General features: G+C 63.5%; 26 protein-coding genes and 5 pseudogenes. 15 read left to right on the forward strand and 16 right to left on the reverse strand.

Annotated features, from left to right (window positions below):
• Positions 1-4: 4 nt before the first annotated feature.
• Entirely contained in the window at positions 5-430 is a 426-nt protein-coding gene (locus CGZ66_RS10515; protein WP_095083960.1) for a GNAT family N-acetyltransferase, read from the reverse strand.
• A gap of 148 nt (positions 431-578) precedes the next feature.
• Here CGZ66_RS10515 and leuD point away from each other — a divergent pair, with 148 nt between their 5' ends.
• From leuD to CGZ66_RS10550, 7 genes are all read left to right on the forward strand, one after another.
• Positions 579-1,184: a 3-isopropylmalate dehydratase small subunit gene (leuD, locus tag CGZ66_RS10520; RefSeq protein WP_095083961.1), complete on the forward strand. Its 606-nt coding sequence runs from the start codon at positions 579-581 to the stop codon at positions 1,182-1,184.
• Positions 1,185-1,247: 63 nt separating this feature from the next.
• On the forward strand, positions 1,248-2,108 hold the full coding sequence (locus CGZ66_RS10525; protein WP_095083962.1) for a hypothetical protein: 861 nt from the start codon (positions 1,248-1,250) through the stop codon (positions 2,106-2,108).
• 310 nt (positions 2,109-2,418) lie between these two features.
• Positions 2,419-3,348: a hypothetical protein gene (locus tag CGZ66_RS10530; RefSeq protein ID WP_095083963.1), complete on the forward strand. Its 930-nt coding sequence runs from the start codon at positions 2,419-2,421 to the stop codon at positions 3,346-3,348.
• A gap of 235 nt (positions 3,349-3,583) precedes the next feature.
• Positions 3,584-3,967 carry a RidA family protein gene (locus CGZ66_RS10535; protein WP_095083964.1) on the forward strand — a complete coding sequence of 128 codons (384 nt, stop codon included), beginning with the start codon at positions 3,584-3,586 and terminating at the stop codon, positions 3,965-3,967.
• Between the two features lie 14 nt (positions 3,968-3,981).
• Complete coding sequence (locus CGZ66_RS10540; protein ID WP_095084389.1) at positions 3,982-4,332, forward strand: VOC family protein; 351 nt, start codon at positions 3,982-3,984, stop codon at positions 4,330-4,332.
• Positions 4,333-4,416: 84 nt separating this feature from the next.
• Positions 4,417-5,520: a 3-isopropylmalate dehydrogenase gene (gene leuB / locus CGZ66_RS10545; protein ID WP_095083965.1), complete on the forward strand. Its 1,104-nt coding sequence runs from the start codon at positions 4,417-4,419 to the stop codon at positions 5,518-5,520.
• Between the two features lie 4 nt (positions 5,521-5,524).
• Positions 5,525-6,007 (forward strand): GNAT family N-acetyltransferase, encoded by a 483-nt coding sequence (locus CGZ66_RS10550; RefSeq protein ID WP_095083966.1) that lies wholly within the window; start codon positions 5,525-5,527, stop codon positions 6,005-6,007.
• Here CGZ66_RS10550 and CGZ66_RS40700 read toward each other — a convergent pair.
• The 4 genes and pseudogenes from CGZ66_RS40700 to CGZ66_RS10565 all read right to left on the reverse strand — a co-directional run bounded on the left by CGZ66_RS40700 (position 5,997) and on the right by CGZ66_RS10565 (position 9,442).
• Positions 5,997-6,383 carry a DUF805 domain-containing protein gene (locus tag CGZ66_RS40700; RefSeq protein ID WP_245331052.1) on the reverse strand — a complete coding sequence of 129 codons (387 nt, stop codon included), beginning with the start codon at positions 6,381-6,383 and terminating at the stop codon, positions 5,997-5,999. The two genes, CGZ66_RS10550 and CGZ66_RS40700, sit on opposite strands and share 11 nt — an antisense overlap.
• Entirely contained in the window at positions 6,373-6,666 is a 294-nt protein-coding gene (locus CGZ66_RS40705) for a hypothetical protein (protein ID WP_245331053.1), read from the reverse strand. The genes CGZ66_RS40700 and CGZ66_RS40705 overlap by 11 nt, the downstream gene beginning before the upstream one ends.
• A gap of 73 nt (positions 6,667-6,739) precedes the next feature.
• Complete coding sequence (locus CGZ66_RS10560; protein WP_095083967.1) at positions 6,740-7,450, reverse strand: DUF805 domain-containing protein; 711 nt, start codon at positions 7,448-7,450, stop codon at positions 6,740-6,742.
• Between the two features lie 117 nt (positions 7,451-7,567).
• A pseudogene (locus CGZ66_RS10565) lies at positions 7,568-9,442 on the reverse strand (DEAD/DEAH box helicase).
• A gap of 444 nt (positions 9,443-9,886) precedes the next feature.
• On the opposite strand from CGZ66_RS10565, the gene CGZ66_RS10570 reads away from it, so the two are divergent.
• Both CGZ66_RS10570 and CGZ66_RS10575 read left to right on the forward strand, forming a co-directional pair.
• Positions 9,887-10,921 carry an aspartate-semialdehyde dehydrogenase gene (locus CGZ66_RS10570; RefSeq protein WP_095083968.1) on the forward strand — a complete coding sequence of 345 codons (1,035 nt, stop codon included), beginning with the start codon at positions 9,887-9,889 and terminating at the stop codon, positions 10,919-10,921.
• A 198-nt stretch (positions 10,922-11,119) separates the two neighbouring features.
• Entirely contained in the window at positions 11,120-11,578 is a 459-nt protein-coding gene (locus tag CGZ66_RS10575) for a GNAT family N-acetyltransferase (protein ID WP_095083969.1), read from the forward strand.
• Position 11,579: 1 nt separating this feature from the next.
• On the opposite strand, the gene CGZ66_RS10580 is transcribed toward CGZ66_RS10575, so the two are convergent.
• Positions 11,580-11,987: an ACT domain-containing protein gene (locus tag CGZ66_RS10580; RefSeq protein WP_095083970.1), complete on the reverse strand. Its 408-nt coding sequence runs from the start codon at positions 11,985-11,987 to the stop codon at positions 11,580-11,582.
• Positions 11,988-12,209: 222 nt separating this feature from the next.
• Here CGZ66_RS10580 and CGZ66_RS10585 point away from each other — a divergent pair.
• The 5 genes and pseudogenes from CGZ66_RS10585 (at position 12,210) to CGZ66_RS10605 (ending at position 15,188) form a co-directional block, all read left to right on the forward strand.
• Positions 12,210-13,069, forward strand: a pseudogene (locus tag CGZ66_RS10585) (bestrophin family protein).
• A 140-nt stretch (positions 13,070-13,209) separates the two neighbouring features.
• Positions 13,210-13,557: an ArsR/SmtB family transcription factor gene (locus CGZ66_RS10590; RefSeq protein WP_095083971.1), complete on the forward strand. Its 348-nt coding sequence runs from the start codon at positions 13,210-13,212 to the stop codon at positions 13,555-13,557.
• Positions 13,558-13,589: 32 nt separating this feature from the next.
• Positions 13,590-14,045, forward strand: a complete 456-nt coding sequence (locus CGZ66_RS10595; RefSeq protein ID WP_143748706.1) for an SRPBCC domain-containing protein — start codon at positions 13,590-13,592, stop codon at positions 14,043-14,045.
• A gap of 187 nt (positions 14,046-14,232) precedes the next feature.
• Positions 14,233-14,643, forward strand: a complete 411-nt coding sequence (locus CGZ66_RS10600; RefSeq protein WP_095083973.1) for a DoxX family protein — start codon at positions 14,233-14,235, stop codon at positions 14,641-14,643.
• 17 nt (positions 14,644-14,660) lie between these two features.
• The gene (locus CGZ66_RS10605; protein WP_095083974.1) at positions 14,661-15,188 is read left to right on the forward strand and encodes an SRPBCC family protein; all 528 of its coding nucleotides are present in this window, start codon (positions 14,661-14,663) and stop codon (positions 15,186-15,188) included.
• 64 nt (positions 15,189-15,252) lie between these two features.
• Here the strand turns inward: CGZ66_RS10605 and rpsP are convergent, their stop codons facing one another.
• The 8 genes and pseudogenes from rpsP to CGZ66_RS10645 all read right to left on the reverse strand — a co-directional run bounded on the left by rpsP (position 15,253) and on the right by CGZ66_RS10645 (position 22,457).
• The gene (gene rpsP, locus CGZ66_RS10610; protein ID WP_095083975.1) at positions 15,253-15,651 is read right to left on the reverse strand and encodes a 30S ribosomal protein S16; all 399 of its coding nucleotides are present in this window, start codon (positions 15,649-15,651) and stop codon (positions 15,253-15,255) included.
• Positions 15,652-15,748: 97 nt separating this feature from the next.
• Positions 15,749-16,075, reverse strand: a complete 327-nt coding sequence (locus CGZ66_RS10615; RefSeq protein ID WP_095083976.1) for a chorismate mutase — start codon at positions 16,073-16,075, stop codon at positions 15,749-15,751.
• 7 nt (positions 16,076-16,082) lie between these two features.
• Positions 16,083-17,680 (reverse strand): annotated as a pseudogene (gene ffh, locus CGZ66_RS10620) (signal recognition particle protein).
• A 262-nt stretch (positions 17,681-17,942) separates the two neighbouring features.
• Positions 17,943-18,203 (reverse strand): hypothetical protein, encoded by a 261-nt coding sequence (locus CGZ66_RS10625; RefSeq protein ID WP_095083977.1) that lies wholly within the window; start codon positions 18,201-18,203, stop codon positions 17,943-17,945.
• 48 nt (positions 18,204-18,251) lie between these two features.
• The gene (locus CGZ66_RS10630; protein ID WP_245331054.1) at positions 18,252-19,187 is read right to left on the reverse strand and encodes a CPBP family glutamic-type intramembrane protease; all 936 of its coding nucleotides are present in this window, start codon (positions 19,185-19,187) and stop codon (positions 18,252-18,254) included.
• A gap of 178 nt (positions 19,188-19,365) precedes the next feature.
• Positions 19,366-19,962: a DUF1236 domain-containing protein gene (locus CGZ66_RS10635; protein WP_095083978.1), complete on the reverse strand. Its 597-nt coding sequence runs from the start codon at positions 19,960-19,962 to the stop codon at positions 19,366-19,368.
• 64 nt (positions 19,963-20,026) lie between these two features.
• Positions 20,027-21,124 carry a zinc-binding metallopeptidase family protein gene (locus CGZ66_RS10640; RefSeq protein WP_095083979.1) on the reverse strand — a complete coding sequence of 366 codons (1,098 nt, stop codon included), beginning with the start codon at positions 21,122-21,124 and terminating at the stop codon, positions 20,027-20,029.
• A gap of 85 nt (positions 21,125-21,209) precedes the next feature.
• Positions 21,210-22,457, reverse strand: coding sequence for a flavin monoamine oxidase family protein (locus CGZ66_RS10645; RefSeq protein ID WP_095083980.1), 1,248 nt, complete (start codon positions 22,455-22,457; stop codon positions 21,210-21,212).
• Between the two features lie 147 nt (positions 22,458-22,604).
• Between CGZ66_RS10645 and CGZ66_RS10650 the strand changes: the two are divergent.
• Positions 22,605-23,401, forward strand: a pseudogene (locus tag CGZ66_RS10650) (lytic murein transglycosylase).
• A gap of 57 nt (positions 23,402-23,458) precedes the next feature.
• Here the strand turns inward: CGZ66_RS10650 and CGZ66_RS10655 are convergent.
• On the reverse strand, positions 23,459-23,998 hold the full coding sequence (locus CGZ66_RS10655) for a hypothetical protein (protein ID WP_245331056.1): 540 nt from the start codon (positions 23,996-23,998) through the stop codon (positions 23,459-23,461).
• Positions 23,999-24,045: 47 nt separating this feature from the next.
• Positions 24,046-25,267, reverse strand: a pseudogene (locus tag CGZ66_RS10660) (argininosuccinate synthase).
• Positions 25,268-25,363: the final 96 nt, after the last annotated feature.

Raw genomic sequence — 25,363 nt, forward strand, 5'->3', positions numbered from 1 at the left:
AATGTCAGCGCTTGCGGGAGAACCAGAAGGCGTCAGGCATGCGCGTCATGCCGATGCGCTCATAGAAGCCGACGGCGTCGGGCATGGAGATCAGGCTGATGGCGACGGACGGTCCGAGCTGCCGACGCGCCTCGTCCATCAGGCCATTGCCGATGCCGAGCCGTTGCGCCGATTGGGAAACGGCGAGCTCGGAGATGTAGCAGACCCAGGAGAAGTCGGTGATGGCGCGGGCAACGCCGATCAGCGGCTTGCCCTCCACATTGAGACGCGCCGTCAGCACCAGGTTGGCGCCTGACAGCATCGCCTGCAGGCGAGTACCGTCATCGACAGGCCGTGTTTCGCCGAGGCCGGATTCCACCAGCACACGACGGAATTCGGCGATGTCGAGCGCGGGCTCGCGGGCATAGAGGACATGGGAGTTTTCTGCCATGTCAACCAGACTGCACCATCGGGCGGTGAATTCGAAGCCGTTTTGCGCTGCTGGCCATCCTGCACAAACAGTTGCCTTTTATTTGCCCGCGGCTTTGTGTAAACCGTGCCTCAGCAATCCCCCGAAACAAGAACACTGGGCAAAAGCCATGGAAAAATTCACCAAGCTCACCGGCGTCGCCGCTCCCATGCCGATCGTCAATGTCGACACCGACATGATCATCCCCAAGGATTATCTCAAGACGATCAAGCGCACCGGGCTTGGCACCGGCCTGTTCGCCGAAATGCGCTACAATGACGACGGTTCGGAAAATCCGGATTTCGTGCTCAACAAGCCGGCCTACCGCAAGGCGCAGATCCTGGTTGCCGGCGACAATTTCGGCTGCGGTTCGAGCCGCGAGCACGCGCCTTGGGCGCTGCTCGATTTCGGCATTCGCTGCGTCATCTCGACCTCGTTCGCCGACATCTTTTACAATAACTGTTTCAAGAACGGCGTGCTGCCGATCACCGTCAGCCCCGAGGATCTCGAAAAGCTGATGGATGACGCCTCGCGCGGCTCCAACGCCACCTTGTCGATCGACCTCGAGGCCAAGGAAATCCGCGGTCCCGATGGCGGCGTGGTCGCGTTCGACCTCGACGATTTCAAGCGGCACTGCTTGCTCAACGGGCTCGACGATATCGGCCTGACCATGGAAAAGGCCGGCGCCATCGCTTCGTTCGAGAAGAAAAACGCCGAACAGCGCCCCTGGGCCTGAAATACGCGGCCTGACCGCAAAGCCGCGCCGACGGCGAGTCTTCGGATAAGACGAGGACTTGTCATGACACGTTCGCTTGTTGCCGGTGCCTGCGGGCTGATGATGTCGATCCTGCTGCCGGCAACGAGCCTGTTCGCCCAGGCGCCTGTCATCGACCAGCAGGCGCCCATCCCGTTCGAGGGCGGTCAATTTACCATCACCCAGCAGGAGCCGGACGGCGAAAAGGTGCTCGCCTACGACGGCCAGAAGCTGGCGAGCAATTATGACGTCTTCTTCGACAGGATCGTCAACATCGCCGGCGTTGAAGTGGCGTTGGTCGATGTCGGCGACGGCAATATCGACCATCTCTGCGGTCCTCCCGTGATGATCGCGTGGAAGCCGAAAGGCGGCACGATCCAGGGTATCACGGTCGAGCAGGATGGATGCGGCGCACCGGCGTCGGTGACCGACGATGTCATCTATTTCGTCCCCTATCTGTTGCCGGGCGCCTCCAAGCGGGCGATGCAATGGTTGCCCACCGACGGGCTGACGATTGCGGGCAATCTCACCTACATGCCGGATCCCGGCACGGGCTGGAAAGATGTCGACGTGTCGAAATACGAGGACATGATCGACGCTTTCCACAACGAGGCGGTCTACAGGGACGCTGCGGCCTTGCTTGGCAACGACATGACCGTTCTGGCAGCCAGTTTCCTGGCCGCAGGCGGGACGAAAACAACTGCGTCCGGCATCGTCTATTTCGACGGCTGCGCGCCGCACAATTGCGGCGGCAATCACGGTTTCATGGCGGTCGACGCGGCCAACCAAAAGCTCTATTTCGCCCGCAGCAGCGGCAAGCCCGTGATGGATGCATGGCCGCCGGTGCAGAGCTGGCCGGCCGAGGTCAAGGCGGCGCTGGACGAGGCGTTTGGATCTGCAAATTAGAGCGGTATGAGGGCGTTTTGGTCTGTCGCGATCCTTCCCACCCCCCTCTGCCCTACGGGCATCTCCCCCGCAAGGGGGAGATTGGCAGCGTCGGCGTCCCGCCCGTCTCTGCAACGTTGGTAATTGGCAAAGGCATCCGTGACATCCGATCTCCCCCCTTGCGGGGGAGATGGCCGGCAGGCCAGAGGGGGGTGCTGTCCCGCGATGCAAAAGGCTATCCGCCCTTGAAATCTCGCCGCCCAGTCGCCCAGTGGTGTGGACTGGCGTTTCATTCCCGGCTGGATATGATCTGACGAAACGGAGGATCATCATGACTCGTTCGCTTCTTGCCGGCGCTTGCGGGCTGGCCCTTTTCCTGCTGCCTGTGACGAGCGCTTATGCCCAGACGCAGACGCCCGCGGCGCAGCTGGCGCCCTCCGCCGACAAACCGGCCACCGACCAAGGTACAGGCGCCGCCGATGCTTCCGACGACGACAAGCAGGCGCCTGTGCCATTCGAAGGCGGCCAGCTGACCATCACCCAGCCGGAACAGGACGGCGAGAAAGTGCTTGCCTATGACGGCCAACAGCTGGCGAGCAATTATGACGTCTTCTTCGACAAAATCGTCGAGGTCGGCGGTGTCAAGGTGGCGCTGTTCGATGTCGGCGATGGCGGCAATCAATGTGGCCCTGCCACGGTGATCGTCTGGAAGCCGGAAGGCGGCACCATCCAGAGCACGACGGTCGAGCAGGACGAGTGCGGCGCGCCGCCATCGGCGGTGTCCGACAACGCCATCTATTTCGTGCCCTATCTGTTGCCGGGGGATGAGAAGCCGGCTTTGCAATGGTCGCCGACCGAGGGGCTGACGACTTCAGGCAACCTGACCTACATGCCGGAACCTGGCACCGACTGGAAAGACATCAATCCGGAAAAGTACCAGAACATCATCGACGCCTTCCACAATGAGGCCGTCTACAAGGAAGCGCAAAAGCTGCTCGGCAAGGACATGCCCGACATGGCGACCAGCCTGCTGGTCGGCGGCGGCACGGAAAAGACCGCTTCGGGCGCCTTCTACGCCAGCGGCTGCGTGCCGCATGACTGCGGCGGCAATGACGGCTTCATGGCGGTCGACCCGGCCCAGCACAAGCTCTATTTCGCCCGCCGCGGCGACAATGGCCAGCCAAACGCCTGGCCGGCGGTAACGACATGGCCGGCCGATGTGAAGGAGGCGCTCGACAAGGCGTTCGGGTCGGCGAATTAGGATATATTGATACTCAGGTGATGCCAGCCGGCAAACGGCTGATACCTGCGCTTCCGGTGCTCACGTACCCAAAAGTACGCTCCGCTCCGGTTCTCGGAGCCCACCATTCTCGGCGCGGCCTGACCTGAATCTCAACATATCCTCCATCGTCGCGACAACAGCCAATCCCGTCTGGCCTATGGCAGGCCCGACCTGTTCCCGGCAAAATGATCGCCACAATGCTGCGAGGCACCCCATGCGAAAACTGATTTCCACCGGCTCGCCGTTCGAAAAGACCGCCGGCTATTCGCGCGCGGTGGTGCAGGGCGACTGGTGTTTCGTGTCCGGAACGACCGGCTATGACTATGCGACGATGACGATGCCGGAGACGGTCGAGGCGCAGACGCGCAATTGCCTGGCGACCATCGGCAAGGCCTTGCAGGACGGCGGCTTCGAGATGGCCGACGTGGTGCGGGCGCATTACTACATCACCGATGCCGCCTTCGTGGACATCGTCTTCCCGATTCTGGGCGAGACGTTCGGCGACGTCAGGCCAGCGGCGACGATGATCGTTTGCCAGCTTAACAAGCCGGAAATGAAGATCGAGATCGAAGTGACGGCGCTGCGGCGCACGGCATGAAGGGCCGGCAGGCGATGAAAGTCCTGCGTATCGTTGCCAACATCGAGACATCCGACATCGCGGCGGCGAAGCGCTTCTACCAGGACGTGCTCGGCCTCGACGTGGTCATGGACCATGGCTGGATCAGGACCTTGGGCTCGCAAGACAAAATGAACGTTCAGATCAGCTTCGCCGCCGAAGGCGGCTCCGGTTCCCCGGTGCCGGATCTCTCGATCGAGGTCGACGATGTCGATGCGGCGCTCGACGCCATGAAGGCGGCCGGCCTTGCCATCGAATACGGCCCGGCCGACGAGCCCTGGGGTGTGCGGCGCTTTTATGCGCGCGATCCGTTCGGCCGGCTGGTCAACATTCTCTCGCATCGGTGATCGCCGTTGTAACGCGCAGGCTTGCGCGCCGGGCGCTTGGCGTTTAGCAAGGCCGCGGTTCAATTCTTTCCAGGACGGTTCTCCATGGCAACGAAGCATCTTTTCCTGCTCGCCGGCGACGGCATCGGTCCGGAGGCGATGGCCGAGGTCAAGAAGCTGATCGCCGTCATGAACGACAAGCTCGGCAGCGGCTTTGCCACCGAGGATGGTCTGGTCGGCGGCTGCGCCTACGATGCGCATGGCGCGGCGATTTCCGATGCCGACATGGAAAAGGCTATGGCGGCCGACGCAGTGCTGTTCGGCGCCGTCGGCGGGCCGAAATGGGATGCGGTGCCTTACGAGGTCCGCCCCGAAGCGGGCCTGCTGCGGCTGCGCAAGGACATGGAGCTGTTCGCCAATCTGCGCCCCGCCATCTGCTATCCGGCGCTCGCCGCATCCTCGTCGCTCAAGCAGGAGGTGGTCGAAGGCCTCGACATATTGATCGTGCGCGAGCTGACCGGCGGCGTCTATTTCGGCGAACCCAAGCAAATCATCGATCTCGGCAACGGCCAGAAGCGCGGCATCGACACGCAGGTCTACGATACGTTCGAGATCGAGCGCATTTCGGGCGTCGCGTTCGAGCTGGCGCGCACGCGCAAGAACCATGTCACCTCGATGGAAAAGCGCAACGTCATGAAGTCGGGCGTGTTGTGGAACGAGGTCGTCACCCAGACCCACAAGGCGCGCTACTCCGACGTCAAGCTCGACCACATGCTTGCCGATGCCGGCGGCATGCAGCTGGTGCGCTGGCCCAAGCAATTCGACGTCATCGTCACCGACAATCTGTTCGGCGACATGCTGTCCGACATCGCCGCCATGCTGACCGGCTCGATCGGCATGCTGCCGTCGGCCTCGCTCGGCGCGCCGGACGTGAAGACCAAGAAGCGCAAGGCGCTGTACGAGCCGGTGCACGGTTCGGCGCCGGACATTGCCGGCAAGGGCATCGCCAACCCGATCGCCATGATCGCCTCCTTCGCCATGTGCCTGCGCTATTCTTTCGGCATGGTCGACGAAGCCGACCGTGTCGAAGCCGCGATCGCCGCCGTGCTCGACCAGGGCTTGCGCACCAAGGACATCCTGTCGGCGGGCATGACCGAGGTCAGCACCGTAGAGATGGGCGACGCGATCATCGCCAAATTCCTCGGCTGATCGCGTGACGGTCGACGTCCGCTGGGCGACGATCGAGGATGCGACCGCGCTCGCCACCATGCTGTGCGAGATGGCCGTGCATTACCGGCAGCCGCCGCTCGACCACGAGCGGGCCTTGTTAGCGGCGCGGAAATGGCTCGGCGAGGAAAGCCCGGCCTATCCGCATTTCGCGCTGGCTTTCGTCGAGGGCGAGGTCAGCGGCCTGGTGTCGGTGGCGATCGCGCATCCCGGCATCGATCTCGAGCGGTTGCTGTTCCTCAAGGACCTGTTCGTGCGCGACAAGGCTCGCAACGCCGGCGTCGGCCGGGCGCTGATCGGCTTTCTCGCCGGCCATTGCCGGCGCCATGGCATCGGCCGTATCGACTTGACTACCGAGGACTGGAACGAGGGCGCGCTGCGGTTCTACGACAGGCTCGGCGCCGAGCGCCACGGCCAAAAGGTCTTTCTCAGGCTTTCGAGCGAGGCACTTAAGGTGGCTAAACCCTGACGCCCGCTGGCATCCGCCCCCAGGGATTGTCGCCCACCTGAGACGGCATAAATCCGAAGACCAGCAAGGCAATGCTGCTAATGGGCGGCATGAAGCAGAGCAGAGCAAACCAGCCGCTCAGACCGGCGTCATGCACGCGCCGCACGATGAGCGCAATCGATGGCAGGATCAATCCCGAAATGAAAACCGGGAGGGGTATGAACCCGATGAACCCTATCGGCATCCTGTCTGCGTTGGCTTCGAAGCCGTTGATCGCCAGGTCAACGAGTATTCCGAAGCCTAAGAGTGCGAACATCCCAAGGGTGTAGAATAGCCAGAAGGCCCAGAATTCCTTGCGACGGGCGCGTCCGTTGAAATTGCCGTAGTCAGCAATCACCGCGCCAGAAGTAAGCCCACAGTCCGACCGACGCTATAGGCCGGTTTTCGGCACGACGGCCAGGTTGCCGTGGCCGACCGGTGCTTGGCGACGGCGCGGTTGCGGCGACGGCGACTATGTCGTGCGCGGTACCGTCGTCTGGCTGGAACTCGACGAGAGTGCCCCTGGCGAGGGTCACATCCTGGCGCAGATCGCTGCGGGCAAAGATATATCGCTTGCCGTCGACCCCGTTGATGTAACCGTAGTCCTGACCGTCGTCGTAGTGGAACACCGTGCCGCGCATACTCTGCCCCCGCCATATTGCGTCGCGCAAATACTACTCAGGGTTGCTCATGATTGCAATACACGCGCAATAGCTACGTCCTGATACCCGCCGGCACTGGTCCCCACTGGTTTTCCCTGGCCTGTGTGGGGATCAGCGCGAAGACCAGGATGATCAGGCTGCCGATGGTGGGGATGAGGATCAGCAGACAGAGCCAGCCCGACAGGCCGATGTCGTGCAGCCGGCGGACGATCATGCCGAGGCTGGGCAGAAATGTCGCGAGCAGGAAGGTGCCGCACAGGCCAACGGTCACCGCCGCCGATACATCACTGTCGAAATGGCCCATATCCGTATCGGTGAACAGGCCGATGCCGCCGATGATCAGCAGGCAAACAGTCCAGAACAGGCAGTAGCCCCAATATTCCTTGCGCCGGGCGCGGCCGGCGAAGTTGAAGTAGTTCCGCGTCACGCCGCGCCAGAAATAGCCCCACAAATCGGTGGGCTCGGCAGGCTCTGAGGCGCGACCGAAATGCTGGGCCTGGGGTGCAGCGGCGGCAGACGGTTTGTTGGCTTGAGGCTGCGCGGCGCTCGTGCCGGCGTCGACGACCGGGGCTGCGGTCTGGGCGGCGATCGAAAAGACGTCGCGCGCCTGCCCACCACCCGGCTGGAACTCGACGGCCGTGCCCTTGGGCATGGCGGTTTCCGCGCGCAGGTTCTCGCGGGTGAAGGTGTAACGGTTGCCGTCCGCTCCGGTGATGAAGCCGAAGCCCTGCTCCTCGTCATAATGAAGCACTTCGCCGCGCATATCCTGCCCCCCTCTCGCCACGTCCCGGCCAAGATGTGGCACAGGCCGCGCCTATGGGCAAGGCCGCGTTGGGATGCGGCCCGACGTCTTGCGGGCAGGTGAAGCCGCCCCCAGGCCCTACGAGGGCCGCTTCTTCGCCTTCTTGTGTTTCGGGCGCCCCGTGTTTTCGAACTTCGGCTTGCCCGGCTTTTTGGCCCACGGCTTTGCCTCGAATGCGGCTGGGCGCTGATCGGCCGATGCCGGTGCCGCTGCACGCTCTCGAATTTGCGCTTCGGCGCGTTCGGGTCGAACGGCGCCTTGCCGCGATGCGGTTTCTTGTCTGGGCCTGGCGGCTGATAGCCGGCCCGCGACAGGTCGGGCGTGCCGTCCAGCCGCTTCACCACGATGTTGTTCTGCAATTTGCGGTCGGGACCGATCGCTGCCAGGAAACGGTCGGCCCAGTCGGCCGCTATCTGCACGAAGGTCTCTTCCGGCTGCATCTTGATGGCGCCGATCTCGCGCTTGCTGATGCTGCCGGCGCGGCACAGCATCGGGATCAGCCAGCGTGGCTCGGCATTCTGCCGGCGTCCGATCGACAGCGAGAACCAGACGCTGGCGCCGAAATCGTCGCGGCGGCTGGGCGCCTCATCGCGGCGTGCGAAGTTTTCGCCCGCCGGTCTTTCACGAGACGGCGTGAACGGCGCGATTTCCAGGAGATCTTCCGGCGCCGAGCGGCTTGAACGGCACAGGCGCACGAAGGCCGCCGCCACCTGTTCGGCGCCATGCTTTTCGAGAAGCTCACCGATGAAGCCGCGTTCCTCATCCTTCACAGGCTCGCTGAAGGCGGGGTCGGCAAGTATGCGCTCATCGTCACGGCGCAGCACGTCGTCGGCCGAGGGCGGGCTGGCCCATGTCGCCTTGAGGCCGGCGTTCTGCAACAGCCGTTCGGTGCGCTTGCGGGCGCTGTTGGGGACGATCAGCGCGCTGACGCCCTTGCGGCCGGCGCGTCCGGTTCGGCCGCTGCGGTGCAGCAGCGTCTCCGGGTTGGTCGGCAGGTCGGCGTGGATCACCAGCTCGAGATTGGGCAGGTCGATGCCGCGCGCCGCAACGTCGGTGGCGATGCAGACCTTGGCGCGGCCGTCGCGCATTGCCTGCAGCGCATGGCTGCGCTCGTTCTGGCTGAGTTCGCCCGACAGCGCGACGACGGAAAAGTTGCGGTTGTTGAAGCGCGCGGTGAGATGGTTGACGGCGGCACGCGTGTTGCAGAACACCAGCGCGTTCTTGGCCTCATAAAAGCGCAGCACGTTGATGATGGCGTTCTCGCGGTCGGCCTGGGCAACGCTCAGCGCCCGGTATTCGATGTCGAGATGCTGCTTTTCCTCGCCGGCGGCCGAGATGCGCACGGCATCGCGCTGATAGCCCTGGGCGAGCGTGGCGATGGAGCGCGGCACGGTGGCCGAGAACATCAGCGTCCGGCGCTCGGCTGGTGCGGCGTCGAGGATGAATTCGAGGTCCTCGCGAAAGCCGAGATCGAGCATTTCGTCGGCTTCGTCCAGCACCACGGCCTTGAGCGCCGACATGTCGAGCGAGTGCCGCGTGATGTGGTCGCGCAGGCGGCCGGGCGTGCCGACGACGATGTGGGCGCCGCGCTCCAGCGCGCGCCGCTCGGTGCGCATGTCCATTCCGCCGACGCAGGACGCCACCGTGGCGCCGGTGAGCTCGTAGAGCCATTCCAGCTCGCGCGTCACCTGCAAGGCCAGCTCGCGCGTCGGCGCCACCGCCAGCGCCAGCGGCCGCGGCCTGGGAAAAGCGCTCCGCGTCGCCCAGCAGGGTCGGCGCCAGGGCGAGGCCGAAGGCCACGGTCTTGCCGGAGCCGGTCTGCGCCGACACCAGCGCATCGGCCTGCCCCAGTTCGGGCGCCAGGACCGCCTTTTGCACCGGCGTCAGTTCGGTATAGCCGCGCTTTTCCAGCGCCCTGGCCAGCGCTGGGACAATAGCTTCGAAGTTGGACATCTCACTCTTTCGGAATTCGGGGTCTGCGCTCGTCATCGAGCACGTGCCGGGGCTGACGCAGCGCCAGCCAAACAATCTTGGCTGTTCGTACTTCTTGCCGCCACCATTGTACAGGGCAAGTGGCCGGACGGCAGGGCAATTGACTCTTGACGCAAACCGCGTAAAAGCCGGCACCGAACAGGACGGTTTCGATGCGCGGCCTTTTGATGGCTCCTCTTGCATTCGATTTCCATGGCCACAATGCAAATCATTGGGCCGGGCGCGTTGTCGCGTCTTCTCGTTCCAGCAAAACCGTGTTCTTGGCCAAAACTGGCAAAACCACCACCAAAACGGTGTGATTCCCTTGGCCTAACCACCCTCTCCCGGGTCCGGCCCGGGGGACGGAACCCGCTTCGGCCGGCGGGTTTTCTCCAAAAACCGAGCGGAGAGGGACAGGAGATCTTTATGAGTTTCAAGGTTGCGATCGTCGGTGCCACGGGCAATGTGGGCCGGGAAATGCTCAACATACTGGAAGAGCGCGGCTTTCCAGTGAGCGAAGTTGTGGCGCTGGCCTCGCGGCGCAGCCAGGGCACCGAAGTGTCGTTCGGCGACCGCACGCTGAAGGTCAGGGCGCTCGACCAGTATGATTTTTCCGACACCGACATCTGCATCATGTCGGCCGGCGGCAATGTCTCCAAGGAATGGTCGCCGAAGATCGGCAAGCAGGGCTGCGTCGTCATCGATAATTCGTCAGCCTTCCGCTACGACCAGGACGTACCGCTGATCGTGCCGGAAGTGAACCCGGACGCGATCTCGCTGTTCACGCGCAAGAACATCATCGCCAACCCGAACTGCTCGACGGCGCAGCTGGTGGTGGCGCTGAAGCCGCTGCATGATTTCGCCACCATCAAGCGCGTCGTTGTCGCCACCTACCAGTCGGTGTCGGGCGCCGGCAAGGAAGGCATGGACGAGCTGTTCACGCAGACCCGCGCCGTGTTCGTCGCCGACCAGGTCGACGTCAAGAAGTTCACCAAGCGCATCGCCTTCAACGTCATCCCGCATATCGACGTCTTCCTCGACGACGGCTTCACCAAGGAAGAGTGGAAGATGGTGGCCGAGACCAAGAAGATGCTCGACCCCAAGATCAAGCTGACGGCGACCTGCGTGCGCGTGCCGGTGTTCATCGGCCATTCGGAAGCGGTCAACATCGAGTTCGAAAAGCCGATCACCGCCGATGAGGCGCGCGATATCCTGCGCGAGGCGCCAGGCTGCCAGGTCTTGGACAAGCGCGAGGACGGCGGCTACATCACGCCGCTGGAATCGGCCGGCGAGGACGCCACCTTCATCTCGCGCATCCGCGAGGATTCGACCATCGACAACGGGCTGTCGATGTGGATCGTCGCCGATAATCTGCGCAAGGGTGCGGCGCTCAACGCGGTGCAGATCGCCGAGCTGCTGGTCGAGCGCGGCCTGATCCAGCCGAAGAAGAAGGCGGCTTAGGTTTCGCTCACGGGCCGTATCGCCGCTGCCGCGGCGGGCCCCCGCGTGGGCGCCGGAAAGCCGGCGGCCCGCGGTCGCGGGCTCGGCCTTTGGCCGGGGCGTTTCTTCCTTCTCCCCTTGTGGGAGAAGGTGGATCGGCGCGTAGCGCCGAGACGGATGAGGGGTGTTCCAGCGGAGTGAGACGTTGGCGTTCCCTTCATGACTAACACTCAGCCCGTAGATATCATCCTGCGTCCGGCCATCGGTTCGGACGCAGCCGCCATCGCGAAGATCATGCGGGCCGCGCTTCGGTCGTTCGACTGGATGCTGGTCATCCATACGCCGGACGAGGACCTTGGCTTCATCCGCGATGTCGTGCTGCCACGGCAGCAGGTGACGGTCGCTGGGGCCGGCATGGCCATTGTCGGCTTCATTGCCATCGGCGGTGAATGGGTGGAGCAGCTCTATCTCGATCCGGCCTGCACGGGACAAGGCATTGGCAGCCGGTTGCTGATCAACACGACCGCCGCCTTGCCGGTGGTCAAGCTGCATTGCTTCCAAGCCAACACCGGCGCCCGGCGCTTCTATGAGCGCCAGGGCTTCATTGCCGAGGGTCTTGGCGACGGCACCAACAACGAGGAAGGTCTGCCTGACATCCTCTATGTCCGCAGGCGTTGATTCAGCCGGCGCTGTCCTTGGCCAGCTGGCGCAGCAAATCCAGTGCCTCCTCCGCCCGGTCGGCAGAGACGAACAGATGATCGTGATAGAAAGCCGAGACCGGGTTGACGCCCATGCCAGCGGCGGCCAGCCGTGTGGTGATGGCGGCGAGGAAGCCGACGGCTTCCAGCGACGAATGGATGTTCAGCGTCACCATCCGGCAGCGGAAGGAAGCGGCAAGTCCCGCAGCGCTGGCCGCGCCCTCAGTTACGATCAGCGTCACGCCCTCGCGTTCGCGGAAGATCATCACTGGGTCTAGGCCTTCCGGCTGAGCAACGCCGGGCGCCAGCGTGGCGAAGACATAGGTGCCGGCCAGCAGTTCCGGCGTCATCGATGCCAACAGTGTCTTCAGATTGGTCTCGCCGGCCATTTTTTCCTCTCGACTGATGCAGGGCGCAGGCTCTTCAATAACTGCCGCCGAAGCATACCGATAGTCCGCACACTGCACGCACGACATGGCGATGTCGCTGACGGCTGAGCTTGCCCGCCTGTTGCCTCGCACAATAGCGAAGCTCAGGGCCGATGCCGGTCCGTGAAAGGTCTTTCGATGATCGTTCGCCCGCGCCCCACCTTCCTGCAGTTGTTCTTCGTCATGCGCGGCTCGGTGGTGCCACGCATCCTGCCGCAGATCCTGGGTTTCGCGCTTTATTCCGCGGTCATCCTTGCCGCGGCGCGCCAGTTCCATCTCGATTTCAGCGTCTTCAACATCACGCCTTTTGGGTTGGTCGGCGTCACGTTGTCGATCTATCTGTCGTTTCGCAACAACGCCGCCTACGACCGCTGGTGGGAGGCGCGCAAATTGTGGGCACGCTGGTCTTCGAAATCCGCAATCTGGCGCGCGCCACCACCAGTCTCATCGCCGATCCGGCCGAACAGCGCGCGCTGCTGATGGAGGCGCTCGCCTTCTGTCATTTCCTGCGCGGCCAGTTGCGCAAGATCGACAGCATGAAGGACGCCCGCGCCTTCATCGCCGCCGAGGCGGATACGGCCGCGAACTTCGCCAACCCGGCGGACGAGATGGTCAGGCGCATGGGCCGGCGCGCCAACGTGCAGCGCCGGGCAGGTCAGCTCGATCCGATCGGGTTCCGCATCCTCGATGAAAGGCTGGCATCGATCACCGCCATCCAGGCCGGCTGCGAGCGCATCGCCGGCACGCCCTTGCCCTTCGCCTATACGCTTTTGGTGCATCGCACGGCTTACATCGTCTGCCTGCTTCTGCCCATCGGCCTGATCTCGACCACCGGCTGGGCAACGCCGCTGTTCACGGCGCTGATCGCCTACACCTTCTTCGGCCTCGACGCGCTCTCGGAAGAACTCGAGGATCCGTTCGGCACCGAGCCCAACGACCTCGCCCTCGACGGTCTCTGCCGCGTCTGCGAGATCTCGGTGTTCGAAGCGCTGGGCGAGACGCCGCCGAAGATGCTGCCGGCCGAGAAGTTCTATTTTTCATAGGCAGTCCCTGGTCCGGTCGGCGTTCAATCGTCCTGGGGAGAGGCGCAGGGATATTTCAGCCTTCTCGGTGTAGGCCCTTGACGCGTGGCTTGATGCCACTTATAGAACCAAAAGGTTACATAACCATTTGGTTTGATACGATGACAACCGACAGCCTCAGCATGACCCTCGCGGCGCTTGCCGACCCGACGCGTCGCGCCATCCTGGCACGGCTGTCGCGTGGCGAGGCCTCGGTGACGGAGCTGGCGGAGCCCTTCGCCATGAGCTTTCCGGCGGTGTCGAAGCATCTCAAGGTGCTGGAGCGCGCGGGTCTGGTCGCGCGCGGTCGCGACGCGCAGTTCCGGCCGCGCCGCCTGCAGCCAGAACCATTGCGTGAGATCGACAAGTGGCTGGAATCCTATCGCGCGCTGTGGGACGCCCGGTTCGACCGGCTCGAAACCTATCTGCAGGTTCTGCAGAAGGGCGATCCCGACGGCAGCCACAACTGAAGCCGGCAGGCTGATCAAAGAGGGGCAGAAAAGTGACAGACCAGTCGATAGAACTTCCATCCGACCACCCGGTGATCATCATCACCAGGACGTTCGATGCGCCGCGCGCGTTGATGTTCAAGCTGTTCACCGATCCATACCACCTGGTGCGATTCTGGGGGCCGGAAGGATCGAGTTATCCGGTCTGCGAGATGGATGTGCGGCCGGGCGGCGAATGGCGCCTGACCATGCGTTTTGCCGACGGCAGCGAATATCCCACCAACAGCGTCTACCTGGAGATTGCGCCGCCGGAACTGATCGTTTATCGCGACGCGCCGCTCGATCGCGGCCAATGGCAGGACAGCCTGCCTCCGCCCAACATGGTGACGACGATCCTGTTCGAGGATATCGGCGGGCAAGACGCGGATCATCGCCAACATCCGCGCCAACTCGATCGTCGCCCGAGACATGGCGGTGAAGATGGGCTTCGGCCAGATGGTCATGGCTAGCTATGCGCGCCTGGAGGCCTATCTCAAGACGCTTTGAACGAGGCGCGGTCTCGGCTCCGGCGAAGGTCGCTGTGCCGGATAGCAAAAGAATCCCGTTGCGTGTCGAGTCATCGTCCCGCCGCGCGTCCTTGGATCGACCTTCACGAAGAAGGCCGGCGCTTTGAACCCGAAACACCGGAGGAAGACAATGACCATTTCTCATACCGCGCCCGTCTCGGCGGGCGCCCTGTGGACCGGCCGCGCCCTTAGCGGCGTCATCGTGCTGTTCATGATCTTCGACGGCGCCATCAAATTGCCGCCGCTCGACATCGTCACCCAGACGATGGTGCCGCTTGGCTGGCCGGCAGATCCGAATGTCGCGCGCATGCTCGGCATCATCGGACTGATCGCGACGGCGCTCTACGCCTTGCCGCGCACCTCGGTGCTCGGCGCTATCCTGCTCACTGCCTATATGGGCGGCGCCATCGCCACCAAGGTGCGCGTCGACAGCCCGCTGTTCTCGCACACGCTGTTCGGCGTCTATCTCGGCCTCATCCTGTGGGGTGGCCTGTTCCTGCGCGATCCCAGAGTGCGCGGGCTGATCCCGTTCAGCCGATAGACACGAAGGAAAGAAAAATGTTCAGCGCCATCCTCATCATCCTGGTCGTCATCATCGCCGCCGTGCTTATCTATGCGGCAACACGGCCAAACGATTTCGTCACCACCCGCACGGCCAGCATCAAGGCCCCGCCGGAAGCGATCTTTCCGCTGATCAACGATTTCAGCCGCTGGCCGACATGGTCGCCTTACGAAAAACTCGACCCTCAGATGAAGCGCACGCTCTCCGGACCGACAAGTGGCAAGGGCGCGGGCTATGCCTGGGAAGGCAATGCCAAGGCCGGCAAGGGACGCATGGAGATCACGAATTCGGTGCCGTCCTCGCTGGTGTCGCTCAAGCTCGACTTCGAGAAGCCGTTCAGGGCCAACAACAGCGTCGACTTCACCTTGAAGCCTTCGGGCGACAACACCGCCGTCACCTGGGCGATGCGTGGCAGCCGGCCCTTCATCGCCAAACTGATGGGCCTGTTCATGAACTTCGACACGCTGATCGGAAAGGATTTCGAGGCCGGCCTCGCCAATCTGAAGCGCCTCGGCGAAGAGTAGGCTTGGGCGGCGTTCAAACAAAAACGGCGGGCACAGGCCCGCCGTTTTCGTGAATACGGCATACTTATTCGGCGGTGGCGGCTTCCGCCTCGGCCGGTGCGGCTGCAGCGGCCGCGACAGCGGCGGCGGCGTCTTCCTGCGCCTTCTTCAGCAGAGCAGCGCGTTCCTGCGCCTTCTTGCCCGGCTCGGCCTTCTTCGGGTTGGAGCGGGCGTCGCGCTTGGCAAGGCCGGCCTCGTCGAGGAAGCGCAGCACGCGGTCGGTCGGCTGGGCGCCATGCGACAGCCAATGCTTGACGCGGTCGGCGTCGACCTTGACGCGCTCGCCGTCCTTGGGCAGCGGGTTCCACGAGCCGAGCGACTCGATGAAACGGCCATCGCGTGGCGAACGGGCGTCGGCGACGACGACGTGGTAGTAAGGACGCTTCTTCGAGCCCGCACGGGCCAGTCGGATCTTCAAGGGCATTTCTTTTCTCCTAAAAACTCTGATTTCGTTAGTTGGTTTGTGGTTTTTCGCTATCCCAAAAACCGCTGCGCAGTTTTGGGCGATATGCACTGGTTTCTCAGCCGGCTTTCGTCACGCCGTTGGAAGCGGCGATCTGTTCGTGGTGGCGGATCACTTCGCGGACGACGAAGTTGAGGAATTTTTCCGCGAAATCCGGGTCGAGATGCGCATCCTTCGCCAACTGGCGAAGGCGGGCGATCTGCTGCTGCTCGCGTGCCGGGTCGGCCGGCGGCAAGCCATGCGTCGCCTTCAGCACGCCGACCGCCTTGGTGCAGCGGAAGCGCTCGGCCAGCATATGGATGAGTGCCGCATCGATGTTGTCGATCGAGGCGCGATAGTCGGCCAGGATCGTGCGTGCGTCGGCCATGTCCTTTTCTTCGTTCATCGCGTCCTCACTTCTTCTTGCCAAGCCCGGGCAGTCCGCCGCCGCCCATGCCGGGAAGTCCCGGAAGCTTCATACCGCCGGGCAGACCTGGCAGGCCACCGCCGCCGGGAAGACCGCCGGGCAGGCCCTTCATGCCGCCGAGGCCTGCCGCCTGCGCCTGCTTCTGCAAGGCTTCGAGCTGCTTGGGATCCATCTTCGACAGGTCTGGCATGCCGCCGCCCATGCCGACCATGCCCGGCATCATGCCGCCGAGGCCCATCTTGGAGGCAAGGCCGCCCATCATGCCGCGCATCAGGCCGCCGCCTTTGCCCTTGCCGCCCATCGCCTTCATCATGTCGGCCATGCCGCGATGCATCTTTAGGAGCTTGTTGATCTCGCGGCGTCGGTGCCGGAACCGGCGGCGATGCGCTTCTTGCGCGAGTGCTTGAGGATATCGGGGTTGGCGCGCTCGGCCTTGGTCATCGACGAGATGATGGCGAGCTGGCGGCCGAACATCTTGTCGTCGAGACCGGCAGCGGCCATCTGGTCCTTCATCTTGCCCATGCCGGGCATCATGCCCATGATGCCACCCATGCCGCCCATCTTCGACATCTGCTGAAGCTGGCCGGCCAGGTCGTTCAGGTCGAACTTGCCCGACTGCATCTTCTTGGCCATAGCGCCGCCTGCTCGGCGTCGATGTTCTCGGCGGCTTTTTCAACAAGGCTGACAATGTCGCCCATGCCGAGAATGCGGTCGGCGATGCGCTTGGGGTGGAATTCCTCCAGCCCGTCCATCTTTTCGCCGGTGCCGATCAGCTTGATCGGCTTGCCGGTGACGGCGCGCATGGAAAGGGCAGCACCGCCACGGCCGTCGCCGTCCATGCGGGTCAGCACCAGGCCGGTGATGCCGACGCGTTCGTCGAAGCTCTTGGCCAGATTGACGGCGTCCTGGCCGGTCAGCGAGTCGGCGACCAGCAGGATTTCGTGCGGGTTCGACACCTTCTTGATGTCGGCCATCTCGACCATCAGTGGCTCGTCGATATGGGTGCGGCCGGCGGTGTCGAGAATGACGATGTCATGGCCGCCGAGCTTGGCCGCCTGGCGCCTGGAGTGGGCGATGTCGACCGGCGACTGGCCCTCGATGATCGGCAGCGTCGCGACCTTCACCTGCTCGCCGAGCTGGCGGAGCTGCTCCTGCGCGGCCGGGCGCCGCGTGTCGAGCGAGGCCATCAGGACCTTCTTGTTCTGACGCTCGGACAGGCGCTTGGCGATCTTGGCCGAAGTGGTCGTCTTGCCGGAGCCTTGCAGGCCGACCATCATGATGACGACCGGGGCCGGCGCATTGAGGTCGATGGCGACGCCCTCGGCCGAGCATCTCGACCAGCTCGTCATGGACGATCTTGACGACCATCTGGCCGGGCTTGATCGACTTGACCACGGCGGCGCCGACGGCCTTCTCGCGCACCTTGTCGGTGAAGGAGCGCACCACTTCCAGCGCCACGTCGGCTTCGAGCAACGCACGGCGCACCTCGCGCAGCGCGGCCGAGACATCAGCCTCCGACAGCGCGCCGCGGCCTGTCAGGCCGTTCAGGATGGAGCCAAGGCGCTCCTGAAGCGATTCAAACATCTTGCGTCCTCTGATCTCGGTTCATTCGACCCGAGAGGTAATGCATTCGCGCAAGGTGTCCAAGCAAAAGCCAAAACCAAAAAGCACCCGGGGGCGCTCAGCGCTGCCGGGTGTTGGCCTCCAGGATCGATTTACAGCACTTCACCTCAAAGAGGCTTCGGCGTCCTGGTCGGCTTGCTCGGAGGGATACTCGTCGCGGAATTCGTGGGTGTAGACAGGAAATCTGCGGCAGAGTCAAGACAAGGGCCGTGCCGGTGGGGTCTCAGTGCAAAATGTGACGCGATTGGACATGGCTCAGCAGCGAATTGACATAGGGCTCCATCTCCAGCCTTCGCGCAGTGGACAAGACGCTTGCCCAGATATCTTTCGGGTCGTGGCCGGATGCAATCATGCCCGGCGCATTATGAAACGCGTCCGCAAGCATACGGGCCTTTTCCAGCTTATCGGTCGCGCGAATTTCGATGAGAACAAGGTGCAAAATCCTCAGGATAGTTTCGCTGGTGACGGGCCGAGGATCAATCAATTGAAGTAGCTTCCTTTTTTGCAAAATTCGGGCTTTTCAAACAACCGTCTAGCCTTCGGGGCTAGCTGCAGCGGCGAGCGTGGATGCAGCAGCAACGCAGCCGTCAGCAGGCTGCAGGCGATGCCGATCAGGGCAATCAGAATTGCATCCGACACCATCCAGCCCGGCCCTTCGAGCGGCTTGGCGACGAACAAGGCGAAGGAATTGTAGCTCTGCTGGTGCGAGATCAGCAGGAATCCGCTCAGATTGTTGCCGAGATGGGCGCCGAACGCAGCCCCGAGATTGCCGGTGGCATAGACCACAAGCGTCAAAAGCAGCGCGAAAGCGGCGACCGAGGCCAGCACGCAGGCGTTGATGGCGGCCGACGCGCTGTTGCTCCAATGCAGCGAGGTGAAGCAGGGCCGGCAGCAACGCCCAGATGAACGGGCTCTTGAACCGGCTGGCGAGACCGCGCAGCAGGTAGCCGCGAAACAGGACTTCTTCCGAAGATGTCTGCAGCAAGGTGAGCGCGACGATCGGGATCAGGAACAGCAGCCAGGACGACAGGCTGATCGGGCCGCGCGCAATCTCGGGCTGCAGCAGATAAAGCAGGATTTCGGACAGAAACGAGGTGATCAGCACCGCGATCAGCCCCTTGAGGAAGCCCGAACGCGAAACACGACGGCTGACGCTGAAGAGTGCCGACAGCTTCTCGCCATGAAGCCAGCGCATGGCGATCCACAGGCCGATCCAGATGCCGGCAAAAGAGGTGAGCGCGGTGAGGATGCCGATCGGCGAGGCGAGGAAATCCTGCATCGCTCCATCGGCTGACGGAGCCGCCGATGCCTGCCAGGTGAAGAAGAGGTAGGCGCCGCCGAACAGCACGGCCACGGTCGTTGCGGCCCAGAACAGGACGACGATCGCCGTTCCCACGAACAGGCGCGGCAAGGTCGTCCTGGCGTTCGGTGAATGCCGGTAGCGTTCGAAGGCGGCAGGGTCGATCACGCGCATTCCTTGGGCAAGTGCTTCAGGTCGCATGATCTAGGAGATCGCCGTCTCGCGCGCAATCATGTCCGTTCGGCGGGCGGTGGCGCCGACTTCGACGACTCACTCGAGCCGATCCGACGTGGCGACGCCAGAAGGGCGGCCGCCGCTGCACCTCGCAGCGGTCACCCCGTTAACGTCAACGCACCACGTACATAATGCGCCGTGTCGACGGATCGACCAGTGCCGGCTGACCGTTCACGTAGACATAGCGATAGCTGTAGTCCGGAATTTCGCGCAGCTCGACCGTGTCGGGCAAGGTCGCGCCGGTCACCACCTCGCCGTCGAGATAGACGGGGTCGAGGCGATGCGCGCCGACATAAGTTCTGACCTCGGTCGGAGGCGGGGGAAAGGCATCGTTGAGTGGATCGCTGGCGATGATCGCTCCGGTGTAGTCGGTCGAGTAGCCCTCCGGCGGTGAGACGATCGCGACTCTGGAACCGTGCGGCCGCTGCGTCAGCACCACCCGGCTGCCGCCGAAATCAGCCGTCACATAGTCGGAATAGACCCAGCCCTGGCCGCCGGCTTCGGCGATTGTGCACCACTTGCTGTTTTCGATGCAGCCATTGAGTGTCGCGGACTGGCCGGCGGCGAGCACGCCGATCACCGGATACTGCGGACCGGGGCCGGCGCGCACATTGAGGTCGGTGACGGCGGAGACGGCGGTGTCGGCAAACGCGGCGCCCGACATGATCGTCAGCATTCCAGCGACTGCGGGAAACAATACGGATCTCATGGTTTTCTCTCCGTTTTCATGGTCCCTCGCCAGCGAAAACGGGGCAGCGGCGCATGCGTTCCCGCTAAAACGCCTGCGCCAACTCACGATTTGTTCCGGCTTCCTTTGGCAAATCAGTCAGAAGTTCGTGAACGAAGGCCAATTTCCGCGCTGTGGCGTCTGAAATGACGAAGGGGTAGAGGTCGGGCAGGCCCATGCAGCGGTTGATCGAATTGGAGGCTTCCGACAGCACCAGCCAGCGGGCGAGGATCCTTTCGAAAGGCTCAGGTGCTGCGGCAGGCTCCGAGGGCGCCGCCTGCAGTCCACCGCCGGTGTCGCCTTGCGGCAAGTCGTTGGCCTCCACCGTCTCAAGCCGGCCGAGCGGGAAGTTCAGCGCATGGACCATTTCCAGCGTGTCGGTGATGTGCAGGTGGTGGGCCCAGGTTTCCGCCCAGTCCTCCCACGGATGCGAGGTGGCATAGGCCGAGATGTGGCTTTGCTGCCAGTCGGGTAGCGCGCCGTTCGCATAATAGGTCTTCAGCGCCTGTTCGTAATCGGCGCGTTCGTCGCCGAACAGCGTGCGAAAGGCCTGCAGCCTCTGCGGATCGTCGCGGATCAGGCGGTCCCAGTAGTAATGGCCGAGTTCGTGGCGGAAATGGCCAAGCAAGGTGCGATAAATCTCGCCCATCTCGATGCGCCGCCTTTCGCGCTCGGCCGAGTCGGCTTCGGCGACGTTGAGCGTGATCAGGCCATTGTCGTGGCCGGTCAGGATGCGCTCGCCGCCGGGACCGCCGCCGATCGGATCGGCCAGCAAGTCGAAGGCAAGGCCGACCTCGTCGGCAGGGTTCTGCTTGGGCGCGACCGGCAGTCCGACGGCGAGCAGCGAATAGATGGCACGCTTCTTCGCCGCCTCGACGCGGATCCAGCGGCGGCGATTGCCGTCGACCGACAGATCCGGGATCAGCTGGTTCAGCACGCAAGCGCGGCAGAAAGCCTGTCCCGGCTCGGCCATCCAGTTGCAGGCGCATTCATCCGCATTGGTGCACTGGAAGATGCCGTCGACACCCGACAGCGCAAAACGCGCATGCTCGGGATCGTAGAGCACGAAGCTCGAGCAGTTCAGGCACTGGGCGTTCTCGAAATAGAGGCGGTGGCCGCAATGCGGGCAGTTGAAGAGTTTCATGTTGGTCTCAAACCTTCAGAGCCAGCATATAGGTGCACGGCGGCCCGTGCCCAACGCGAACCGCCGGCCGGTGTTCCGATCGAGGCTATTTTGCCGCAAGCTGGGCGACGACCTGTCTTGCCACCGCTTCGCCCGACAGCCTTGCCCCGCCGCAGGTCTGGATCAGCGGACCGGCGAGGTGCTCGCCGGCGAAGAAGATTTTTTCCGCGACCGGCTGCATCAGCGTCGCACGGGCCAGCGAGCGGCCGGGGCGGGCCGCAGCATAGGCGCCGCGCACGAAGCGCTCGCCGCCCCAATTGGTCATCATGGCGCGCGCCACGTGCTTGCGGGTGTCGCTGCCGAAAATGCCGCACAGCCGGTCGACGACGAAGTCGATGCCCGCCGCCTCGCCCGCTGCCGACATCTCCCAGGCGAAGTCGCCGCCGACGAAACCGACCATCAGGTCGAGGTCGAACGGGAAGCACAGGAAATAGATGTCGTGCCGGGCCATGCGCTCGATCAAAAGGTCGTCGAAAGGCTGCAGGCCGAGCCTGGTGCCCCGGATCTCGACCGGCAATTTGGTCAGCATGCCCATCGGCAGGTCGAAAAAGGCGCCAAAATGCGTGTCTGGAAGTGCCGGCGAGAATTCGATCTCCTCAAAGGCGAGCACCGCCGGCGAGGCCGTGACGATGACCGCTTTGGCGCGGATGGTGCCCCGATCGGTGACGCAGGCGACATCAGGCCCGTCCCAGAGAATCCTGCGCACCGGCGTCGACAATTCGACCGGCAGGTCGGCGCCGAAACGGGCGACCAGCGCGCCAAAGCCTTCCTTGCTGAAATAATTGGGATCGAGATCGGCGGCGGCCTGAAAGTCGAGGATGGAAATCTCGTCCTCGTCGGCGCCGAAATCCATCGGTCCGGCAAAGGTTGCCGCGGCGCGCGGCGCATGGCCCTTGGCGAGCAGCGCCGAAAGCCGGTCGTCGTCGCCCTCCTTCACCTCATGCTTGGCCAGCAGTTCGAACAGCCGCGCGTCGGCTGCCTTCATCTCGGCTTCCTCGGCCTCGCTTGCCTTGCGCTTGCGATAATAGAGATGGTCGACATTCATGTCGTGGTGATGCAGCGTCCAGCCGGCCGCCTGGGCTTCTGGATAATAGGGGTTGCGGTCAGCGGCGTGCAGCCAGGCGCAGCCGATGTCGAAGGGAATGCCGAAATGCTGGTCGCTGGTCCATGCGCGGCCGCCGATGCGGCCCATCGCTTCGAGCAGCTTGAAGGAGAGGCCGGCTGACTGCAAGGTCCTGGCCGCGGCCAGACCCGCCGAGCCGGCGCCGATGATCAGGACATCAACGTCTTCCATGGCTATTTCGCCCCCGCCACAATATTCACTTGATCGTAGGCAAATTCCCCGGCATTCGCCAGCACTGCAGCAGAGACAGTGACAAGTGCGGGTTTCGCTGGCAAATTCGCAAACGGGACGTGATTCAGGCAATCAGGAGAGAAAAGCATGGCATTACTTGCCAAGGGTAGGATTTTGTGACCGCGGTGGTGGCGGTGCTTGCGCTGGCGACGGGCGCGCAGGCTGCGGCCAGCTGCGGCAAGACTGGCGCCGGCTTCGAAGCCTGGAAGCCGGAGTTCGCCGCCGAAGCCAGGGCCGAAGGTGTGGGCCCCAAGGGTCTGGCCGCTCTGGCCGGCGCGACCTACGCAACAAGGACCATCTCCGTCGACCGCGGCATTCACAAGGCTTTCAGCGGCTCGGTGGAAGATTTCATGAAGCGCCGTGGCGGCGCTGCGATCATTTCCAAAGGCCGTGCGCTGAAGAAGTCGAACGCGGCGCTGTTCAGCAAAATCGAAAGCAACTATGGCGTGTCGCCAGGCGTGCTGCTCGCCATCTGGGGAATGGAGACTGGCTTCGGTTCGGCCATGGGCAACCAGAATACGGTCTCTGCCATTTTGACGCTTGCCTACGATTGCCGCCGCCCGGAATTCTTTTACCCACATGCCATTGCTGCCCTGAAGCTGGTTGATCGCGGTGCGTTGACCTCCTCGTCGGTCGGCGCTGCACATGGCGAGATCGGCCACACGCAGTTCCTGCCCGGAAATGTCTTGAAGTATGGCGTCGGCAGCGGAAACCTGCGCGACAAGGCCACTGCATTGGCTTCCACCGCCAACTTCCTCAAGGGTCATGGCTGGCGGGCCGGCGCGAGCGCGCAGTCGAATATCGGCGCCATTGCCGGCTGGAATTCCGCCAGCGTCTATCAACAGGCCATCGCCCGCATCGCCACAGCGATCGATGGCGATTGATAGACGTCTCTGTTCGAAATCTTCGTTTGACAGAAGCCCGGCCGTGCGCCGGGCTTTTTATTTCACGTCGAGCGCGTAGGAGCAGCCGGCCGCCGTCTTGCCCGGGTGTGACTCGACCGTCGAGACGTTGAGCGTGATGCGCGTGGCGAGGCTCACGCCACCGGCGTCCTCGGTGGTTTCGGTAACGACCGCCTCGCCAAGGAATTTGTCCGGCGTCGAGATTGTCGGCGTGACATTGAACTCCTTGGCAAGGTCCGGCGCGGCAATACCGTCGAGCACCGCCATCGGCCCGGTCGCGGTAAAGACGATGGATCCCGTTTCGCGCCCGGAGACGCGAATTTTGCCCGGCAGCTCATACTGAACAAGGAATGGGTTGCTGGTCGCAACCTCCTTCCAGCCGAGTTTCCCCGCGGCGCCGGGCTCGCCGGCCAGCCACAGGGCAAAACCGTTATAGGCCGGCACGTCCGCCCGGCACTCGATCAACGCCGTAAGGTCCAGCGAGGCTGGATCGAAATCCTCGGCCATGGCCGGCGCCGCCAGAAGGAGTAGCGGCGCCAGGTATCTGCCGAGGCCGTGCACATCCTTGTTTTTGATCATGTCGTTGTCCCAAAACCGCTGGACACTTTTGGGCGACATGCACCGGCTTATTTATTGCGGCTGCGTGCTGCCAGCGTGCGCAGCCTCAGTGCATTCAGGCGGATGAAGCCGGCGGCGTCCTTCTGGTCGTAGGCGCCGCGGTCGTCCTCGAAGGTGACCAGTGCATCGGAATAAAGCGTCTTCTTCGACTTGCGGCCGGTGACCATGACGTTGCCCTTGTAGAGCTTGAGGCGCACCGTGCCCTCGACGTCTTCCTGGCTCTTGTCGATCATCGCCTGCAACATCAGCCGTTCGGGCGCGAACCAGAAGCCGTTGTAGATCAGCTCGGAGTAGCGCGGCATGAACTCGTCCTTCAGGTGCGCGGCACCACGGTCGAGCGTGATCGATTCGATGGCGCGGTGGGCCGATATCAGGATGGTGCCGCCGGGCGTCTCGTAGACGCCGCGCGATTTCATGCCGACGAAGCGGTTCTCGACCAGGTCGAGCCGGCCGATGCCGTTGTCGCGGCCGAGATCGTTGAGTGCTGCCAGCATGGTGGCCGGCGACAGTTTCTTGCCGTTGAGCGCGATCGGGTCGCCCTTAAGGAATTCGATCTCGATCTCGGTGACCTTGTCCGGCGCATCCATTGGCGAAACGGTGCGCTGGTGGACGAATTCCGGCGGCTCGCTCCACGGGTCTTCCAGCACCTTGCCCTCGGAAGACGAATGCAGAAGGTTGGCGTCGACCGAGAACGGCGCGTCGCCCTTCTTGTCCTTCGGCACCGGAATCTGATGCTGCTCGGCGAAATTGATCAGGTCGGTGCGCGACTTGAACGACCAGTCGCGCCATGGCGCGATGACCTTGATGTCGGGTTCAGCGCGTAGGCCGAAAGCTCGAAGCGAACCTGGTCGTTGCCCTTGCCGGTGGCGCCATGCGCAATCGCGTCGGCGCCGGTCTCCCTGGCGATCTCGACCAGATGCTTGGAGATCAGCGGCGAGCGATCGAGGTGCCAAGCAGGTAGGTGCCTTCATAGACGGCGTTGGCGCGGAACATCGGGAAGACGAAATCGGAGACGAATTCCTCGCGCACGTCGACGACGCGGATGTCCTTGATGCCCATCATCTCGGCCTTGCGGCGAGCCGGCTCGAGTTCGCCGCCCTGGCCGAGATCGGCGGTGAAGGTGACGACTTCGGCGCCGAGTTCGGTCTGCAGCCATTTCAGGATGATCGATGTGTCGAGGCCGCCGGAATAGGCGAGCACGACTTTCTTGACGTCTTTTGCTTTTGACATTTGGCGGTTCCGCGATCACGAGTTCTCGGCGGGCGAGGTATCACGCCGTTTCCGGGCTGCGCAAGAGACGAACGCCGCGGACCGTTGGGTCAACGG

The organism is Mesorhizobium sophorae (assembly GCF_002270415.1).
GTDB lineage: Bacteria > Pseudomonadota > Alphaproteobacteria > Rhizobiales > Rhizobiaceae > Mesorhizobium > Mesorhizobium sophorae.

Bases quoted from the DNA above. Each gene is read 5' to 3' on its own strand.
- CGZ66_RS10515 (WP_095083960.1), bottom strand. From the start codon at position 430: ATGGCAGAAAACTCCCATGTCCTCTATGCCCGCGAGCCCGCGCTCGAC.
- leuD (WP_095083961.1), top strand. From the start codon at position 579: ATGGAAAAATTCACCAAGCTCACCGGCGTCGCCGCTCCCATGCCGATC.
- CGZ66_RS10525 (WP_095083962.1), top strand. From the start codon at position 1,248: ATGACACGTTCGCTTGTTGCCGGTGCCTGCGGGCTGATGATGTCGATC.
- CGZ66_RS10530 (WP_095083963.1), top strand. From the start codon at position 2,419: ATGACTCGTTCGCTTCTTGCCGGCGCTTGCGGGCTGGCCCTTTTCCTG.
- CGZ66_RS10535 (WP_095083964.1), top strand. From the start codon at position 3,584: ATGCGAAAACTGATTTCCACCGGCTCGCCGTTCGAAAAGACCGCCGGC.
- CGZ66_RS10540 (WP_095084389.1), top strand. From the start codon at position 3,982: ATGAAAGTCCTGCGTATCGTTGCCAACATCGAGACATCCGACATCGCG.
- leuB (WP_095083965.1), top strand. From the start codon at position 4,417: ATGGCAACGAAGCATCTTTTCCTGCTCGCCGGCGACGGCATCGGTCCG.
- CGZ66_RS40705 (WP_245331053.1), bottom strand. From the start codon at position 6,666: ATGCGCGGCACGGTGTTCCACTACGACGACGGTCAGGACTACGGTTAC.
- CGZ66_RS10560 (WP_095083967.1), bottom strand. From the start codon at position 7,450: ATGCGCGGCGAAGTGCTTCATTATGACGAGGAGCAGGGCTTCGGCTTC.
- CGZ66_RS10570 (WP_095083968.1), top strand. From the start codon at position 9,887: ATGAGTTTCAAGGTTGCGATCGTCGGTGCCACGGGCAATGTGGGCCGG.
- CGZ66_RS10575 (WP_095083969.1), top strand. From the start codon at position 11,120: ATGACTAACACTCAGCCCGTAGATATCATCCTGCGTCCGGCCATCGGT.
- CGZ66_RS10580 (WP_095083970.1), bottom strand. From the start codon at position 11,987: ATGGCCGGCGAGACCAATCTGAAGACACTGTTGGCATCGATGACGCCG.
- CGZ66_RS10590 (WP_095083971.1), top strand. From the start codon at position 13,210: ATGACAACCGACAGCCTCAGCATGACCCTCGCGGCGCTTGCCGACCCG.
- CGZ66_RS10600 (WP_095083973.1), top strand. From the start codon at position 14,233: ATGACCATTTCTCATACCGCGCCCGTCTCGGCGGGCGCCCTGTGGACC.
- CGZ66_RS10605 (WP_095083974.1), top strand. From the start codon at position 14,661: ATGTTCAGCGCCATCCTCATCATCCTGGTCGTCATCATCGCCGCCGTG.
- rpsP (WP_095083975.1), bottom strand. From the start codon at position 15,651: ATGCCCTTGAAGATCCGACTGGCCCGTGCGGGCTCGAAGAAGCGTCCT.
- CGZ66_RS10615 (WP_095083976.1), bottom strand. From the start codon at position 16,075: ATGAACGAAGAAAAGGACATGGCCGACGCACGCACGATCCTGGCCGAC.
- CGZ66_RS10635 (WP_095083978.1), bottom strand. From the start codon at position 19,962: ATGAGATCCGTATTGTTTCCCGCAGTCGCTGGAATGCTGACGATCATG.
- CGZ66_RS10640 (WP_095083979.1), bottom strand. From the start codon at position 21,124: ATGAAACTCTTCAACTGCCCGCATTGCGGCCACCGCCTCTATTTCGAG.
- CGZ66_RS10645 (WP_095083980.1), bottom strand. From the start codon at position 22,457: ATGGAAGACGTTGATGTCCTGATCATCGGCGCCGGCTCGGCGGGTCTG.
- CGZ66_RS10655 (WP_245331056.1), bottom strand. From the start codon at position 23,998: ATGATCAAAAACAAGGATGTGCACGGCCTCGGCAGATACCTGGCGCCG.